The following is a 15,403-nucleotide window of genomic DNA, read 5'->3' on the forward strand; positions in this document are numbered from 1 at the left end:
AATTCGTTGCGACTGACACATCGACGGTCCCTAGCGGTCGAGCAGCGCCTGCAGGGTTTCTATGCGATCGGCCTCGTTGGCCGGCTTGTCCCAGCGCAATCGTGAAATCCTGGGGAAACGCATGGCCACACCCGATTTGTGCCGGGTCGAACGGTTGAGTCCCTCGAAGGCGACTTCCAGCACCAGGCCATTGTCGCGGTCGGCGCGCACCGAGCGCACCGGTCCAAAACGCTCGACGGTGTTGTCACGGACATATTTGTCGATCTGCTTCAGCTCTTCATCGGTGAATCCGAAATAGGCCTTGCCGACCGGCACGAGTTCCTCCTCGCCCTCGGCTCCGGACCAGACGCCGAACGTGTAGTCGGAATAGAAGCTCGAGCGCTTGCCGTGGCCCCGCTGGGCATACATCAGCACCGCGTCCACCGTGTGCGGATCGCGCTTCCATTTGAACCATGGACCCTTCGGCCGGCCGGCGACATAGGGCGAATCCCAGCGCTTCAGCATCACGCCTTCGATGATCGGATGCGGCGGCGCGCGGCGCAGGTCCTCGAGCGACTGCCAATCCGTGAACGCGACGAAGGGGGAGAGATCGAAGCGGCTCGGGTCGAGCGTCCCGATGAAGGCTTCGAGCCGGCCGCGTCGCTCGCGGAAGGACAGTCCGCGCAGATCCTCCGTGCCGATCTGCAGCACGTCGTAACAGCGCATGAAGGCTGGATATTGCTGCTGCATCTTCGGCGTCACCATCTTGCGGTTCAGCCGCTGCTGCAGGTCCGAGAAGGTTCCCGTCGCTTCTCGCGGATCGCCGACAAGCAATTCGCCATCGAGCGCGGCGGAAAAATGCATGGCGTTGGCGAGGTCTGGAAACGCCCCTGAGACATCGTCGCCGGTGCGCGAATAGAGCCGGCGGATGCCGCCTTCGGCTACCGCCTGGACCCGGATCCCGTCCCATTTCCATTCCGCCGCGTAGTCGGCGGGATCGAGCTTTTCGAGGTCGCCGTCACCGACCGGGTTCGACAGCATGACTGGGCGAAACAGCGCCATCGCCGTGTTGCGCGGTTTTTCGGCCTTGCCTTCCAGCCAGGCGAAAAGCGCCGTGTAGGGCGGCGATAGCCCATGCCAGAGTTCCTCGATCTCGGCGACGTCGACCTTGCCGAAATCGGCCAGCGCCTGTTTGGCCAGCCGCGCCGAGACGCCGATACGCAGGCCGCCGGTGACCAGCTTGATGATGGCAAAGCGTGCCGAGATGCCGGCGCTGTCGAGCAGCCCCGTCAGCACCTTCGGTCCATCGGAGCGGCTTGCCGCCTGCAGCTTGGCCACCACCTCGCCAAGCGTCGGCTCGCGGTTGGCGATCCTGCCAGGCGTTTGCGGCCAGACCAGCGACACCGTCTCGGCGAGGTCGCCGACATAATCGTAGGAATAGCCGAACAGCACCGGGTCCATGCGTTCGGTGACCAGCGTGCGCAGCATGGCCGGCTTGACCGCGGCAATCTTGAGATCGCCGGTGATGGCCGCCAGCGCCAGGCCGCGATCAGGATCCTCGACGCTGCGGAAATAGTCGATCAAAAGGGTCAGCTTGCCGTTGCGCGACGGCGTCAGCACCAGGCGGTCGAGAAGCTCGGCGAAGCGGTTCATGCCGTCAATCGCCCTCATCCTCATAGCCTACCAGATGCAGCGGGCGGGCGGCGATGCCTTCCAGTTCGCACCAGCGCACCAGGGCTTCCTCGCGGCCGTGCGTGACCCAGATTTCGGCGGCGCCGGTCTCCTTGATGGTGGCGGTGAGTTCGTCCCAGTCGGCATGGTCCGAGATGATCAGCGGCAGTTCGACGCCGCCTTGCTTGGCGCGCTGGCGGATGCGCATCCAGCCCGACGCGAAGCACGAGATCGGATCGGGAAAGCGCCGCGCCCAGCGGTCGGCGAAGGCCGATGGCGGGCCGACCACGATGGCGCCGGCGAAATCTTGCTTGGCCCCGCTCTCCACCGTCGCCGGCTCGAGATCGCCGAGATCGATGCCCTGGCTCTGGTAATACGCGCTGAGCCTGGCCAGCGCGCCATGGATGTAGAGCGGCTTGTCGTAACCGGCGTCGCGCAACAGCCGCATCACGCGTTGCGCCTTGCCCAGCGCGTAAGCCCCGACCAGATGCGAGCGCTCCGGGAATTGCGCCGCCGATTTCAGCAGCCGGGCGATCTCTTGTGTGTCTGGCGGATGGCGAAACACCGGCAGGCCGAAAGTCGCCTCAGTGATGAAGATGTCGCAGCGGATCGGCTCGAAGGGCGCGCAGGTCGCATCCTTCTGCCGCTTGTAGTCGCCGGAGGCGACGATGCGCCTGCCCTGGTGCTCGACCGATATCTGCGCCGAACCCAGCACATGGCCGGCCGGATGAAAGCTGACATCGACGCCGTTAACGGCAATCGTCTCGCCGAGCTTGGCTGTCTGCGTCGTCCCCGCGAAATCCTCGCCGTAGCGAAGTCCCATGATGTCGAGCGTCTGCTGTGTCGCAAGCACCGAGCCGTGGCCGGAACGCGCATGGTCGGAATGGCCGTGCGTGATCAGCGCCCGGTTCACCGGCCGCACCGGGTCGATGAAGAAATCGCCCGGCGGGCAGTAGAGGCCTTCGGGCCGGGGATGAAGCAGGTCGCTGGCGCGCATGATGCCAAGATAGGATATAATTCCGCTGCGGAAAGCCTGTTGCCCGAGACTGCTGACTCCCGGACAAAGCCTGTCCAATTCGGTTCAGCTTCGGCATTCCATGCTCTACAGAGATGGGCGGCCGGCTCCCTGCAGGTGGAAACCATCATCATGAAACCGCTTCAGACCTCGTCGGGCGACCCGAACGCCGATCGCCGTGCGGACTATGCCGAAATGCTCGTTGCCTCCGGCGATCATGCCGCTGCCGCCGAGTTGCTGCTCGGCGGGCTGGAACTGGCGCCGCAATGGGCAATGGGCTGGTTTCGCCTGGGCGAGATGCAGGAGGCATCAGGCAGGCTCGACCTAGCGGCGCAGGCCTGGAGGACGGCGTTGAAATTGGATCCGGCCGATCGTCAGGGCGCGGCTCTCAAATTGCAGCTGATCGGCAAAGGTCCGGTCTTTATGGCGCCGCCCAGCGCCTTTGTCGAAACGCTGTTCGACCACTATGCCGAGACCTTCGAGGCGATGCTGGTCGGCAAACTCGACTACCGGCTGCCCGAGGTGCTCGACGCGGCCATCCGCAAGGCAACGCCGGGCCGCTTCCGCCTGGCGCTCGACCTGGGTTGCGGCACTGGGCTGATGGGCGAGAAGCTGAGGCCGATCGTCGACCGGCTGGAGGGGTTCGACATCTCGGCAAGGATGCTGAAGAAGGCGCGGGCAAAAGGCATCTACGACGCGCTGACGAAAGCGGATTTGCAGGATTTTTCCTATTCAGGCGACAAGGCCGATCTAGTGACGTCAGCCGACGTGCTGATCTACATCGGCGGCCTCGAAGGTCTCGTGGGAACGGTTGCCGGCCTGCTCGCCGAGGGTGGCCTGTTTGTCTTTTCAGTCGAGAGCCTGGCGGAAGGCGGCGGCGAGTTCGCGCTGCAGCCCTCCCGGCGCTACGCCCATTCGGATGACTATGTCGTACGGACCCTCGAGGCCAACGGCCTCTCGGTCCTCGCGCTGGAGCCGACAACCATCCGCTGGGATCGCCGCGAGCCTGTCAAAGGCCTGGCCGTCGTGGCATGGAAAGCCGGTCCCCTGTGAGGGCAACTCTTTGCGCTGCTGCGAAAAAGTCCGATTTGCGTGCGCGACTGATATTTGCGATCTGGTCGCATCAGGGCGGTATATCAGGAGGAGCATTTCGATGCGCTGGAACGTGATGATTTTGGCGTCTTGCCTCGTAACCACCGGCTGCGTGGGCAATTCAGCGTCCGAGCGGCAGGACGCCAACGTCGAGTCCTCGCTGCAATATGACAGCGTGCCATGCGATCAGTTGCTGACGCAGCGCAACGCATTGGCGCAGCAATATAATCTCCCCACGACCGCCAAGCCGACCTTTTCCAATCCCGCCATGGGTTTTGGCCCGTTCACGCCCGACATGCGTTCCAAGGCTCAGCGCGACAGCGACAAGGCGTCAGGCGAAATCGATGCCATGAACCGGTCGATCGATCGCCGCGACTGCGGCAAACCGGACAAGCAGAAGAAGTTCGCGCTGCCTGGCTGATGCGTGTTGCCCAAATGAAGCTCTCGGACCTCGGCGACCGCATCTGTATCCTGGGCCCGTCGAACAGCGGCAAGTCGACGCTTGCCGACGCGATCGCGCGCAAGCGTGGCCTTACACCCATTCATCTTGATCTGCTCTTTCACCTGCCTAACACAGATTGGGTGCAGCGTCCGAGGGACGAATTCATTGCCTTGCATGACGCAGCGATCGCCGGCGAACGGTGGGTGATGGACGGAAATTACTCGGTTTGCATGCCGCAACGCTTCCAGCGCGCGACCGGATTGATCCTGCTGGACATTTCCACCCCGGCAAGTCTGCTGCGCTATTTCAGGCGTACCTTGTTCGAGAAGGAGAGACGCGGAGCCTTGGAGGGTGGGCGCGACAGCATCAAATGGGACATGATCCACCACATTGCCGTAACCACGCCGAAAAACCGCTCAAGATACCGGGTGACGTTCGACCAAGTCAACCTGCCGAAGCTGCAACTGTCGTCCGTCCGGGCGATCAAGAAATGTTTTCAGGACTGGGATTTGGCCAGGTGACGAGGACGTCTGGCTAGTATCCTGCTTTGCGGTCCACCAGATTGTCGAGCCTTTCGCCGCGTTCGAAAGCGTCCATCTGGCGCAGCATGAGCGGCGCCAGATGGGCTGGATCGGAAGTCGCCGCGGCATGCGGCGTCACGAACACCTTCGGGTGGTTCCACAACGGGCTGGTCTTCGGCAGTGGTTCCACCTCGAACACGTCGAGGCTCGCCTCCTTCAGCGTGCCGTCATCCAGCGCGCGCACGATGTCGGCGTCCTTCTGCAGGCGGCCGCGTCCGGCATTGATCAGCACCGAGCCGCCGAGGCCGTTGCGTTTCCTCAATTCCTTCAGCACGCCGTAGTTGATGATGCCTTGCGTGTCCGGCGTCAGCGGCAGAAGCACGACCAGAATGTCGGTGGCGTTGAGGAATGGGATCAGCCCGGCTTCGCCGCCATACGTCGCCACCCCTTCCATTGGCCGGTCCGTGCGCGACCAGCCATTGACCGCAAAGCCCAGCGACAGCAGCGCCGAGGCTGCCGCGCGGCCGAGACTGCCAAGTCCCATGATGCCGACGGAAATGTCACCGGCCGGCCTCTGCTGTGGCTCGTGCCAGATCTTCTTTGGCTGCTGCGACCGGTAGAGCAGGCCCTGGCGATGGTGATCGAGCACCCGCCAGACGACGTACTCGGTCATGTACTGGGTGAGGTTGTCGGCGACGACCTTGACGATCGGCACGTCGGGCAGGCCGGGATCGGCGAAGATATGGTCGACGCCGGCGCCGATCGAGAAGATGGCGCGCAGATTGGGCAGCGACGACATCAAATTGGGCTTCTGCTTCCACACCACCGCATAGGTGATCGAGGGATCCTTGGGGCCGTCCGGTTCCAGCACCACCTCGCGCTCGGCCGACAGCAGGTCGCGCCAGCGCTGCGGATGAAAGCCGGTGACGGCAAGCAGGATGCGGCCTTTTTCCATCGCGGTTCGTTCAGTCCTTCCTTGTGCGGATCACTCGCTGACCACGCCTGTCGGCGCTGTCTCGATCTTGAAAGCGGCCGAGATCAGAGCCCGAGTATAGTCGGTTTGCGGATTTCCAAAAATCTGTTCGGAAGGGCCGGCTTCGACGATCTGGCCGTTGCGCATGACGATGACGTCGTTGGCCAGCGCCCGGATGACCTTGAGGTCGTGGCTGATGAAAAGATAGGCGAGGTCGTGCTTGGCCTGCAAATTGCGCAGGAGATCGACGACCTGTGCCTGCACGCTCATGTCGAGCGCCGATGTCGGCTCGTCCAGCATGACGAAGCGCGGGTTGAGCACCATGGCGCGGGCGATGGCGACACGTTGGCGCTGGCCGCCGGAAAACTCGTGCGGATAGCGGTTGCGGGTCGCCGGATCGAGCCCGACTTCCTTCAGCACGGCGGCCACCTTGTCGTCGCGCTCGTCGGGCGACAGCTTCGGCTCGTGGATCTTCAGGCCTTCCTCGATGATCTCGGCGATCGACATGCGCGGGCTGAGCGAGCCGAACGGATCCTGGAAGACGATCTGCAATTCGCGCCTGAGCGGTCGCATGGCGTTGAAGGTGAGCTGGTTGATGTCGCGGCCGTTGAACTGGATCGTCCCGGTCGACGAGATCATGCGCGCCAGCGCCAGGCCGAGCGTCGTCTTGCCCGAACCGGATTCGCCGACCACGCCCAGCGTCTGGCCGGCGCGCACGGTGACGTCGATGCCGTCGACCGCCTTCACATGATCGATCGTGCGCCGGAAGAACCCCTGCTTGATCGGAAACCACACCTTGATGTCCTTGCCGGTCATGACAGGCTTGGCGTCGGCATTGGCGGCCGGCGGCTTGCCTTTCGGCTCGGCGGCCAGAAGATGGCGCGTATAGGGGTGCTGCGGGTTGGCGAAGATGTCCTTGGTCGGTCCGGTCTCGACGATCTTGCCCTTGGTCATCACGCAGACCCGGTCGGCGATCTTGCGCACGATGCCGAGGTCATGGGTGATGAACAGCATCGACATGCCCTTGCGGCTTTTGAGGCCCGCGAGCAGTTCGAGGATCTGTGCCTGCACCGTGACGTCGAGCGCGGTCGTCGGCTCGTCCGCGATTAACAGTTCCGGCTCGTTGGCGAGCGCCATGGCGATCATGACGCGCTGGCGCTGGCCGCCGGACAGCTGATGCGGATAGGCGTCCAGACGCTTCTGCGGATCGCGGATGCCGACCTCGTTGAGCAGGGCCAGCGTGCGCGCCTTGGCCGGACGGTCGCCCATGCCTTGATGCAGCTTCAGGATTTCGACGACCTGGTGCTCGATCGTGTGCAACGGATTGAGCGAGGTCATCGGCTCCTGGAAGATCATGGTGATCTTGTTGCCGCGCACCTGGCGCAATTGCTTCTCGCTCATGGCGAGCAGGTCGGCACCCTGAAACAGGATCTTGCCCGAGGGGTGGCTGGCGCTGGGATAGGGCAAGAGCTTCAGCACCGACAGCGCCGAGACCGATTTGCCGGAGCCGGATTCGCCGACCAGCGCCACCGTCTCGCCCCTGGCGATGTCGAACGAAATGTGGTCGACGGCGACTGACTGGCCGCCGCCCTGGCTGAAGGCGACGCTGAGGTCCTGCACGCTGAGCAAGGGAGCATCGCTCATTTGAACGTCTTGCGCGGATCGAAGGCGTCGCGCGTCGCCTCGCCGACAAATACCAGCAGCGACAGCATCAGCGAGATGACGACGAAGCCGGAAATGCCGAGCCAAGGCGCGTTGAGATTGCGCTGCGCCTGCTTGAGCAGTTCACCGAGCGAGGCGGAGCCGGGCGGCAGGCCGAAGCCGAGATAGTCTAGCGAGGTCAGCGTCGAGATCGAGCCGCTCAGCAAAAAGGGCAGGAAGGTCAATGTCGCCACCATGGCGTTGGGCAGCAGATGCCGGAACATGATGGTGCGGTTGGGCACGCCGAGCGCGCGCGCCGCGTTGACATATTCGAAGTTGCGGGCGCGCAGGAACTCCGCCCGCACCACCCCGACCAGCGCCACCCAGGAAAACAGCAGCATCAGGCCGAGCAGGATGAAGAAGCCCGGCGGCAGGATGGCGGCGACGATGAGCAGCAGATAGAGCACGGGAATGGCCGACCAGATCTCGATGAAGCGCTGGAACAGCAGATCCGTCCAGCCGCCGAAATAGCCCTGCAAGGCACCGGCGCCGACGCCGATCAGCGCCGAACCCGCGGTCAGGATCAGGCCGAACAGCACCGAAATGCGGAAGCCGTAAATGACGCGCGCCAGCACGTCGCGCGCCTGGTCGTCGGTGCCGAACCAGTTCCAGTTGCCGACATTGCAGGCCGGGTCATCGGCTCCTCGTGGATATTGGTTGCAGCGCGTCTTGGCGTCATATTCCCATGATGGCTTGGCCGGCGCTGCTTCCGGAATGGCGTTATTGACGGTCTGGTAGGAATAGCGGATCGGCGGCCAGATCATCCAGCCATGGGCGTTGATCTCGTCCTGGATGACCGGGTCGCGATAATCCGTGACGGCATAGAAACCGCCGAATTTTTCCTCGGGATACGCAACCATCACCGGGAAAAGGATCTCGCCCTTGTAGGAAGCGATGATCGGTTTGTCGTTGGCGATGAATTCGGCAAACAGCGACAGCACGAACAGGACGAGGAAAATCCACAGCGACCAGTAGCCGCGCCGGTTGGCTTTGAAATTCTGCAAGCGGCGCTTGTTGAGCGGCGACAGGAACGGCCGTGGGAGCCGCTCCGGCAAGACACCGGCGGTTACGCTTGCCTCCGACATCAGATGTCTCTCCGCTCGAAATCGATGCGCGGATCGACCCAGGTGTACATCAGGTCGGACAGGAGCCCGACGAACAGGCCAAGCAGCGAGAAGATATAAAGGTTGGCGAACACCACGGGATAGTCGCGCTCGACCACGGACCGGAAGCCGAGCAGGCCGAGCCCGTCGAGCGAAAAGATGTTCTCGATCAGCAGCGATCCCGTGAAGAAGGCCGAGATGAAGGCACCCGGGAAGCCGGCGATGACGATCAGCATGGCGTTGCGGAAAACGTGGCCATAAAGCACCTGCCGTTCCGACAGGCCCTTGGCGCGCGCCGTCACCACATACTGCTTGCGGATTTCCTCCAGGAAGGAGTTCTTGGTCAAAAGCGTGGTCGTTGCGAAGGCCGACAACACCAGCGCCGTCAGCGGCAGCGTCATGTGCCAGAAATAATCGACGATCTTGGCCGGCCACGACAATTGGTCCCAATTGTCCGAGACGATGCCGCGCAAGGGGAACCAGTCCCAGAACGAGCCGCCGGCGAACAGCACCATCAAAAGGATGCCGAACAGGAAGCCTGGAATGGCATAGCCGACGATGACGACCCCACTGGTCCAGACGTCGAAGGGCGTGCCGTCCTTCACCGCCTTGCGAATGCCGAGCGGGATCGAGATCAGATAGGACAACAAGGTGATCCAGAGCCCGATCGAAATCGATACGGGCATCTTTTCCAGGATCAGGTCGAGCACCGAGATATCGCGGAAATAGCTGTTGCCGAAATCGAACCTGGCATAATTCCACAGCATCATGCCGAAGCGCTCGAGCGGCGGCTTGTCGAAACCGAACTGCTTCTCCAGCTTCTTGATGAATTCCGGATCGAGGCCCTGGGCGCCGCGATATTTCGAGCTGACATCGCCGGCGACATCGAAATTGGAGCCGCCTGCATCGCCGCCACCACCGCCGAGGCGGTCGCTGCCGCCCTGGTTGGTCAGTTTGGCGATGACCTGCTCGACCGGCCCGCCAGGCGCGAACTGGATAACGGCGAACGATATCGCCATGATGCCGAACAGGGTCGGGATCATCAAAAGGATGCGGCGCAGTATATAGGCGCCCATCAGGTGTCATCCTCCTCGAGGAGAGCCACCGCGCCTTGCGGCACCCGCAAGGCAATCGCTCCGGGCCAAATGTCGACGCGGGCGCCGCCCCTCATTGTCCTGCCGGACATTTCTCCCCGTATAGTGACGGGGAGAAAGGGGCTGGCCGCAGTCTCGGCGTTCTTAATGCGACTCTCGTAGTTGGCGAAACCGTTGGTGAGAGCGCCCCTCGCCCCGTCGCTATACGGGGAGAGGATGCCGGCAGGCAGGTGAGGGGCAGCGCCAACACCCCCAAGGAATTCAGCCTTTGCCAATTTTTGCCGCCTTGCCTTTATCGAACCACCACAGCGTCTCGACCGGAAAGCCGAAATCGGGCTTTTGTTCGGGAAAGCCGAACATGTCCCAATAGGCAACGCGATGATTCGCCAGGAACCAACTAGGAATCCAATCGCATCGCGCACGCAAGACCCGGTCGAGCGCCCGCATCGCCACGGTCAGGTTTTCACGGTCCTTTGCCGCGCCCACGGCATTGATCAGCGTGTCGACAGCGGGATCGGAGATACCCGGCAAGTTGCGGGAGCCGGAGACGCCGGCGGTGCTCGAATGGAAGAAGACTTCGAGATCATCCCGAGTCGGCGTCGCGCTGAACGAAAAGGCAGCAGACAAGAGGTCGAAGTCGAAACTCGCCTGCCTGGACTGGTATTGCGCCGAATCCACCAACCGTATCGTGGCGTCGATGCCGATCGCCTTCATGTTGGCGACCCAAGGCGAATAGACCTGGACGAAGGTGTCGTCATCGACCATGAACTCGGCTGAAAGCCGGCCCCCCTTGTCGTTAACGACAAAGTCGCCTGATCGCTTCCACCCAGCGGCGGACAGAAGCTTTGCCGCTTGGCCAAGCAGCTTGCGGTCGCGACCGGAGCCGTCGGATGCGGGCTGGGTCACTGCCTCGCCGAAGACCTCTGCCGGCAACTGGCTTCGCAGCGGCTCCAGCAGAGCCAGTTCTTGCTGCGACGGTGTCCCTTCGGCGCGAAAGTCCGATTTCTCGAAGCAGGATTGCGAACGCTCGTACGAGCCGTAGAAGAAGTTGCGGCGCGTCCACTCGAAATCGAAACATAGCGCGAGCGCCCGCCTCACCCTAGGGTCGCGAAACTGCTCTCGCCGCTGATTGACCGCGGTGGCCTGCATCGAGGGTCGCTTTTCGGCCGGGAATTCATGCTTGGCCACTTTGCCCGCGGTCATTGCAGGGAAGTCATAGGCGGTGGCCCAAACGCGTGACACGAATTCCTCGCGATAAGTGATCTCACCTTTCTTGAAGGCTTCGAATCCGGCGTTGCGGTTCTGGTAGAACTCGATGCGGATACGATCGAAATTGTTCTGTCCGCGATTGAACGCGAGGTCACGACCCCAATAGTCCGCCACCCGATCGTACTCGATCCATGCGCCGGCCGAGAAACGCCCGACCTTGTAGGCGCCGGACCCGAGCGGCGGGTTCAATTGCGAGGAATCGAAGGGATTTGCCGTGTAGAAGGCCTTGGACAGGATCGGGAATTCCACCACGTTGAGCACGGTCCGGGCGGATTGCTTGCCGGAAAAAGTAAGCCGCAGTGTGCGGTCATCGACGGCAACGGCATCGATCATGTGCGTCAGCGACAGCGATAGGTCGGGATGGCCCTTCTCCTTGTAGAGCTTGAAGGTGAAGGCAGCATCCTGCGCCGTCAGCGGCGTGCCGTCATGGAAACGCGCCTCGGGTCGAAGCGAGAAGGTGAAGCCATTGCGGTCGTCGGAGAGCGTCACGCCATCCGCGATCTGGCCATATACCGCGTCGGGTTCATCGAGCGCCCGCACCATCAGCGCGTCGAAACACATCTCCATGCGTGGCGGCGCATCGCCCTTGTTGGCGAAGGAGTTCAGCGTGTTGAAAGTCTGCGTATCCTGGTTGTAACCCCAATTCGGCGGCGAGAAATTGAAGATGCCGCCCTTGGGCGCATCGACTTTGACATAGTCGAAATGCGGGAAATCAGGCTTGTATTTGAGGTCGCCGAAGGCGGAAAGGCCGTGCAGCTTGGTGCCGGTCGCAACGTTTGCAAAGGCTTTGCCCGGCATCAGCGCTGCTGCAGCGGCAGCGCCACCCAAAGCCAGGAAATCGCGGCGGGGCAGGGCCGCCATCAATTGCCGCCCCATCAATTGCCGCCCTTGTATTTGGCCGCCAGCGTTTTTTCCTTGTCCGGGTCGATCCACCATGAATCGATGTCGGCGCCGACATAGGCAGGCTGTTTGTCGGGGAACTTGAACTTGTTCCAATAGGCCAGCCATACCGCTGAACGGTAATATTGCGGCACGACGTAGAAGTTCCACAGCAGGATGCGGTCGAGTGCGTGGGTGGCGGCGACGAGATCATCGCGATCGGTGGCGAAGATGATGCGATCGACAAGCGCGTCGACGACTGGATCCTTGATACCCATCAGGTTGCGCGAACCAGGCGCATCGGCGGCCTTGGAACTCCAGAAATCGCGCTGCTCGTTGCCGGGCGACTCCGACTGGCCGAACAGACCCGTCACGACATCGAAATCGAAATTGTTGACGCGGTTGATATACTGCGTCTGGTCGATGATACGCAGGGTAGCGTCGACGCCGATCTTGCGCAGGTTGGCGATGTAGGGGCTGGCGATCACCTGGTCTGTGTCGTTCCAGCCGAGGATCTCGAACTTGAACGGTGCGCCTGTCTTGGCGTTGAGCATCTTGCCGCCCTTGATGATCCATCCGGCCTTGGCGAAGAGATCGACGGCCTGCTTCAGATACTTTCGTTCCGCTTGCGGCGAGTCGTAGACGGGCAGCTTGAACTCCTGAGAGAAGAGTTCTGGCGGCAGCTTGTCGCGATACTTTTCCAGGATTTCCAGTTCCTTGCCCTGCGGCAATCCGCTGGACGCCAGTTCGGTACCTTGGAAATAGCTCGATGTGCGTGTGTTGAAGCCGAAGAACAAGGTGCGATTCATGCTCTCGAAATCGAAGGGTATGGTCAATGCCTCGCGGACCAGTCGGTCCTGGAACAGCGGCCGCCTCTGATTTAGCACAAAGCCCTGCATCGGCTGCGGCGACCGGGTCTGGAAGTCCTTCTTGATGACGTCGCCAGCCTGAATGGCCGGGAAATTATAGGCTGTAGCCCATTTGCGGGAGCTGTATTCGCGGTTGATGTCTTCCAGCCCACCCTTGGTGAAGGCAAGCCAGGCGGCATTGTCGTCGAGAATGTAGGTGTATCGGCGCGTGTTGAAATTCTCGCGGCCGATCTTCACCGGCAGCTTGGCCGCCCAGTAGTCGGGCACGCGCTGCCAGACGATCTCCGAGCCCGGCTTGAAGCTGGCGATCTTGTAGGCAGCCGAACCGAGCGGAATTTCCAGCGTCGGCCTGGTGACGTCGCGCTTCTTGCCATTGGCGTCCGTGCCTTCCCACCAATGCTTCGGCAGCACGGCGAGATCCCCAAGGATCTTCGGCAGTTCGCGGTTGCCCTTCTGGTTGAAATGGAACTCGACCTCGCGGTCGGAGATCGCCACCGCATCGGTGACGTTCTCGAAATAACGGCTGTATTGCGGGCTGTTCGCCTTCAGCATCTGGAACGACCAGATCACGTCGTCGACGGTGATCGGCTGATCGTCATGCCATTTGGCGCGGGGGTCGAGCCGGTAAGTCGCCGAGGAATAGTCGGCCGGGAATTTGTAGGCGTCGGCGATCAGAGGATGGCTGACGCTGCCCTCATCGGTCGCCTGCTCCATCAGCGTGTCATAGAGCAGGCCGCCGCCGAAGCCGACCAGGCCGGCGGCCGGCGAACCCTGCACGATATAGGGATTGAAGCTGTCGAAAGTGCCCAGCACCACCGAATTCAGCGTGCCGCCTTTGGGCGCGTTCGGATTGACGTAATCATAGTGCTGGAAGTTGTCGCCATATTTGGATTCGCCGATCAGCGATGATGTCGTGCGCCACTCGTCGGCCAGGGCCGCCTGCAACCCCGCGGCCAGCAGGGCCGCCGCCAGCAATGATTTGAGAAGCACCCGGCCAAGCGTCATCCACTGTCCTCTTCGCGATGCGTGCCATCATCCAGAAAGGCAATCTAGATGATTTGTCGCGCGTGAAAACCGCCATGCGCGGCTTTGTCGCCGCATATGCGATTTTCCTAACGAAAAAGCCGGGCTGAACCCGGCTTTTTCAAGGTCGTCGAGACGATATTTGGGTTATTGAGCAGGCGCCGGTGCTGGGGCGGCCGGAGCTGGTGCGGCGGGAGCCGCAGGTGCCGCCGGCTTGGCGGGAGCAGCCCCTTCGGCCGGCTTGGCCGGTGCGGCACCTTCAGCCGGCTTGGCCGGCGCCGTCGCGTCGGCGGCAGCGCCCGGCGCGGGCAGCGGCTTGGGATTGTCCGACAGCGTGCGCAGATAGGCGATGACGTTGGCGCGGTCCTCTTCCTTGGGCAGGCCGGCGAAGCCCATCGCCGTGCCTTTCACGAATTTCTTTGGCGAGGTGATGAAGTGGTTGATGTTGTCATAGGTCCACTTCTCCGTGCCGCCCTTGGAGAATTCCTTCATGCCGGCCGAATAGGCGAAGCCTTCATGTTCGGCGACCGGGCGGTCGACGAGGTCCCACAGATCGGGGCCGACCTTGTTTGGGCCGCCCTTTTCGCCGGAATGGCAGGCCTGGCACTTCTTGAACACGGCGGCACCCGCCTCGACATTGGCGGTGGCCAGCAGATCGGCGATCGGCTTGGCCGCGGCGGCCGGCGTTGCAGGGCCGCCCTCTGCCGGCTCGGCGGCCTCGATGGCGAAGCCTGGTTTTTCCGGAGCGGGCGAGGCAAACAGCGCGTCAGACACCAGGCCGACGGAGAAAACGACGAAAACGGTTCCGAGCAATCCGGCGAGCAGCTTGTTGACTTCGTTGGAATCCATACGCCCCTTGCTCCCTTTTCCGGCGGACTGATCCGTCCACTCCGTCCGTCGGTATCGAGACCAGCCCTCCAGAGCCGGTCAAATCGGGCGGAAACTAGGTCTTTTGCTCGGGCGTTGCAACACCTATAAGGGCGCTTCCAGTGAGACCTTTTGCCACTTTTCCCCTCCTCTTTTCGAACGCCTTGCCAGACCGATGTCCACCTTGATCCTGATCCCGGCCCGCATGGCCTCGACACGCCTGCCGGGCAAGCCGCTGGCCGACATATCGGGCGCGCCGATGATCGTTCATGTGGCGCGCCGCGCGGCCGAGGCCGGGCTTGGCCGGGTGGTGGTGGCGACCGACACGCAAAGCGTGGCCGAAGCGGTGCGGGCGCATGGTTTCGAGGCCGTGATGACGCGCTTGGATCATGAGTCGGGTTCGGATCGCATCCACGAGGCGTTGATCGCTCTTGATCCCTTGGGCAAGGTCGAAACGATCGTCAATGTGCAGGGCGACCTGCCGACCATCGATCCCGGCATCATCGCCGCTTCGCTCAGGCCGTTCGACGACCCCTTGGTGGATATCGCCACGCTCGGCGTCGAGATCGTCCGCGAGGGGGAAAAGACCAATCCTAACGTCGTCAAGATCGTCGGGTCGCCGCTCACCGGCACGCGGTTGCGGGCGCTTTACTTCACCCGCGCCACGGCACCCTGGGGTGAGGGGCCGCTCTATCACCACGTCGGCCTATACGCCTATCGACGCGCGGCACTCGAGCGTTTCGTCGCGCTGAAGCCGTCGCCGCTTGAGCGCCGCGAGCGGCTGGAGCAGCTGCGGGCCCTGGAAGCCGGCATGCGCATCGACGCCGAGATCGTGCAGTCGCTGCCGCTTGGTGTCGACACCCCTGAAGACCTGGACCGTGCCAGGCAAATCCTTTCCAACTGAG

13 protein-coding genes are annotated in these 15,403 nt (G+C 62.6%); 4 read left to right on the forward strand and 9 right to left on the reverse strand.

What is annotated here, in order from left to right:
* Window positions 1-30: 30 nt before the first annotated feature.
* Together LB524_RS06105 and LB524_RS06110 are read right to left on the reverse strand one after the other, a co-directional pair.
* Window positions 31-1,632, reverse strand: a complete 1,602-nt coding sequence (locus LB524_RS06105; RefSeq protein WP_224524651.1) for a cisplatin damage response ATP-dependent DNA ligase — start codon at window positions 1,630-1,632, stop codon at window positions 31-33.
* 4 nt (window positions 1,633-1,636) lie between these two features.
* Entirely contained in the window at window positions 1,637-2,647 is a 1,011-nt protein-coding gene (locus tag LB524_RS06110) for a ligase-associated DNA damage response exonuclease (protein ID WP_224524429.1), read from the reverse strand.
* Between the two features lie 150 nt (window positions 2,648-2,797).
* Between LB524_RS06110 and LB524_RS06115 the strand changes: the two genes are divergently transcribed.
* From LB524_RS06115 to LB524_RS06125, 3 genes are all read left to right on the forward strand, one after another.
* Window positions 2,798-3,718, forward strand: coding sequence for a methyltransferase domain-containing protein (locus LB524_RS06115; RefSeq protein ID WP_224524432.1), 921 nt, complete (start codon window positions 2,798-2,800; stop codon window positions 3,716-3,718).
* Window positions 3,719-3,818: 100 nt separating this feature from the next.
* Window positions 3,819-4,178, forward strand: coding sequence for a hypothetical protein (locus LB524_RS06120; RefSeq protein WP_224524435.1), 360 nt, complete (start codon window positions 3,819-3,821; stop codon window positions 4,176-4,178).
* Window positions 4,179-4,192: 14 nt separating this feature from the next.
* Complete coding sequence (locus tag LB524_RS06125) at window positions 4,193-4,720, forward strand: AAA family ATPase (RefSeq protein ID WP_224524438.1); 528 nt, start codon at window positions 4,193-4,195, stop codon at window positions 4,718-4,720.
* A gap of 13 nt (window positions 4,721-4,733) precedes the next feature.
* Here the strand turns inward: LB524_RS06125 and LB524_RS06130 are convergent, their stop codons facing one another.
* From LB524_RS06130 to LB524_RS06160, 7 genes are all read right to left on the reverse strand, one after another.
* The gene (locus tag LB524_RS06130; RefSeq protein WP_140787079.1) at window positions 4,734-5,675 is read right to left on the reverse strand and encodes a 2-hydroxyacid dehydrogenase; all 942 of its coding nucleotides are present in this window, start codon (window positions 5,673-5,675) and stop codon (window positions 4,734-4,736) included.
* 30 nt (window positions 5,676-5,705) lie between these two features.
* Entirely contained in the window at window positions 5,706-7,337 is a 1,632-nt protein-coding gene (locus LB524_RS06135; protein WP_140723023.1) for an ABC transporter ATP-binding protein, read from the reverse strand.
* Entirely contained in the window at window positions 7,334-8,479 is a 1,146-nt protein-coding gene (locus tag LB524_RS06140; RefSeq protein ID WP_015314056.1) for an ABC transporter permease, read from the reverse strand. Before LB524_RS06140 ends, LB524_RS06135 begins: the two co-directional genes overlap by 4 nt.
* On the reverse strand, window positions 8,479-9,573 hold the full coding sequence (locus LB524_RS06145; protein WP_015314055.1) for a microcin C ABC transporter permease YejB: 1,095 nt from the start codon (window positions 9,571-9,573) through the stop codon (window positions 8,479-8,481). Before LB524_RS06145 ends, LB524_RS06140 begins: the two co-directional genes overlap by 1 nt.
* A 279-nt stretch (window positions 9,574-9,852) precedes the next feature.
* Window positions 9,853-11,721, reverse strand: coding sequence for an extracellular solute-binding protein (locus LB524_RS06150; protein WP_224524443.1), 1,869 nt, complete (start codon window positions 11,719-11,721; stop codon window positions 9,853-9,855).
* Window positions 11,722-11,735: 14 nt separating this feature from the next.
* On the reverse strand, window positions 11,736-13,613 hold the full coding sequence (locus LB524_RS06155) for an extracellular solute-binding protein (RefSeq protein WP_140614807.1): 1,878 nt from the start codon (window positions 13,611-13,613) through the stop codon (window positions 11,736-11,738).
* A gap of 165 nt (window positions 13,614-13,778) precedes the next feature.
* Window positions 13,779-14,480: a c-type cytochrome gene (locus LB524_RS06160; protein ID WP_224524445.1), complete on the reverse strand. Its 702-nt coding sequence runs from the start codon at window positions 14,478-14,480 to the stop codon at window positions 13,779-13,781.
* 193 nt (window positions 14,481-14,673) lie between these two features.
* On the opposite strand from LB524_RS06160, the gene LB524_RS06165 reads away from it, so the two are divergent.
* On the forward strand, window positions 14,674-15,402 hold the full coding sequence (locus tag LB524_RS06165; RefSeq protein ID WP_224524447.1) for a 3-deoxy-manno-octulosonate cytidylyltransferase: 729 nt from the start codon (window positions 14,674-14,676) through the stop codon (window positions 15,400-15,402).
* The last annotated feature ends 1 nt before the right edge of the window (window position 15,403 follow it).

Origin of the sequence: Mesorhizobium sp. ESP6-5, assembly GCF_020164695.1 — a bacterium.
Classification (GTDB): Bacteria; Pseudomonadota; Alphaproteobacteria; order Rhizobiales; family Rhizobiaceae; genus Mesorhizobium; species Mesorhizobium australicum.